Source organism: Acinetobacter sp. MF4640 (assembly GCF_002018895.1).
In the GTDB taxonomy this organism is placed as follows: domain Bacteria; phylum Pseudomonadota; class Gammaproteobacteria; order Pseudomonadales; family Moraxellaceae; genus Acinetobacter; species Acinetobacter johnsonii.
The window spans coordinates 1-1,808 of sequence record NZ_MVOM01000117.1 but is presented as its reverse complement, the minus strand read 5'-3'; the positions used below and the strand labels follow the sequence as shown (position 1 = coordinate 1,808).

2 protein-coding genes are annotated in these 1,808 nt (G+C 31.1%); both read left to right on the top strand.

Features of this window, described 5'->3' with window-relative positions:
- Positions 1-93: 93 nt before the first annotated feature.
- Positions 94-1,077 (top strand): nucleoid-associated protein, encoded by a 984-nt coding sequence (locus MF4640_RS18645; protein WP_078390493.1) that lies wholly within the window; start codon positions 94-96, stop codon positions 1,075-1,077.
- The gene (locus MF4640_RS18640) at positions 1,074-1,679 is read left to right on the top strand and encodes a GTP pyrophosphokinase family protein (protein ID WP_078390492.1); all 606 of its coding nucleotides are present in this window, start codon (positions 1,074-1,076) and stop codon (positions 1,677-1,679) included. Before MF4640_RS18645 ends, MF4640_RS18640 begins: the two co-directional genes overlap by 4 nt.
- Positions 1,680-1,808 lie beyond the last annotated feature (129 nt).

Genomic DNA, 1,808 nt, shown 5'->3' with positions numbered 1-1,808 from the left:
TTCTTGACTCAAGCATTAATGCAGTACGATCTTCAAAGTTAAGATGATGGTATGACAATTTTATATACTCCATAAACCCTTTAAATTAATTAGGTGGTTTATGTCGCACTTCAAGTTTTACTCTGCCGTGCCTTAGGCTCAGATTCTAAAGCAGTTTCAATGCAAATTATTGATGTAGAAAGCTCTGGCTTACCAAGCATCATAAATAAAGCAATTGATGACTCTGACGATGAATTTATTAATTCATCCTATGCTATCGCAACTAGATTAGCCAAAGCGCAATTTGAGAAAGGGCGCTCAATTGGTGGAGGCATTGTTGTTGTTTTCACTGGAACATATGGGATACTGGACAAAAAAATTATTGGTGTAATGAAAGCTGATCTTCATAGTGGCTATGAGAAAATTACTACTGAAAATGGACAAATTTCATTAAAGCATATTGAAGCTTTGTTACTAACACCTTCATCAAAACTATATAAAACAATTGGTTTTTGTGAAAAATCAGACTATGCGCCTTCGTCCACTAATCTTAATGATAAATGGTCAGTATTAATTTCAGACAATCAAATTAGTCAAGTTGATGGTAAAGCGGCGGCTGAGTATTTTTATAGTACTTTTGCTGGATGTGGTTATCCTGAAACCAGTGCTCGAACAACTAAGTTTTTTTATGATGCAACCAAAGAGTTTATTTTAAACTTAGATAATAAGAGTTCTGAAGAAAAATATGAATTATCTAATGCCTTAACTACTTATCTCAAATTAGGACAATCTTCTGTTGTTAATCCTATTGAATTTGCAGAAAGTTTTTTTGAAAAAGATATAATTGATGAATATAGAAATTATCTCAAAGATAAAAAAATCCCGATTACTTCATTTACAAAAGATGTTGAGCACATCAAAAATCAATTGAAACTACACAAAGTTACTTTCAGTAATAATGTTAAAATTGAAGCTGATCCAGATACATTTAAAAATGATGTTTCAATTACAACTATTGAAGGAGATAGAGATGAAAATGGCAATGTACCAGAATGGACTCAAATAGTCGTCAAATCGAAATTAATTATTAAGAAATGAACGAAAAAGAGTTCCAAGAAAAATGGCTTTTAGAAGAACCTATCTATCAAGCATGGGGAGACTATATCGTCTCTCAAATCTTAAATTCCCTAGAATCAAATCAATTAAAGATCGAAACATTTTTAAAAATTGAGCCTAAAATTAGAGTAAAAAACATCAAATCTCTGATTGATAAAGCTTTTTATCGTGAAAAAGCATATACAAATCCATATGATGATATTGAAGATAAGATTGGATTAAGATTTGTTGTTTTACTAACCGACGATGTCCGCATTCTAAGTCAATTAATAACTTCTCATGATTCTTGGAATAGTATTATTGCGAGAGATTATGAGGATGAAAAAAATAAAGAACCTCTACTATTTTCTTATCAATCAATGCATTTTATTTTGAGATCTAAAAACGAGATTAAACACAAAGGTATTAAAATACCATCAAATATTCCCTGCGAAGTTCAAATTAGAACTCTTTTACAACATGCCCATGCTGAGTTAACACATGGCACTGTATACAAAAAAAGACAAACAACTAAACCTACAGTTCTACGTACTATAGCAAAATGCATGGCATTAATTGAAACTACTGACAAGTTTTTTTATTGAAGGGCAGAGTAAAACTTGAAGTGCGACATAAACCACCTAATTAATTTAAAGGGTTTATGGAGTATATAAAATTGTCATACCATCATCTTAACTTTGAAGATCGTACTGCATTAATGCTTGAGTCAAGAA

Coding starts and splice junctions, on each gene's coding strand:
- MF4640_RS18640 (WP_078390492.1), top strand. CDS start 1,074: ATGAACGAAAAAGAGTTCCAAGAAAAATGGCTTTTAGAAGAACCTATC.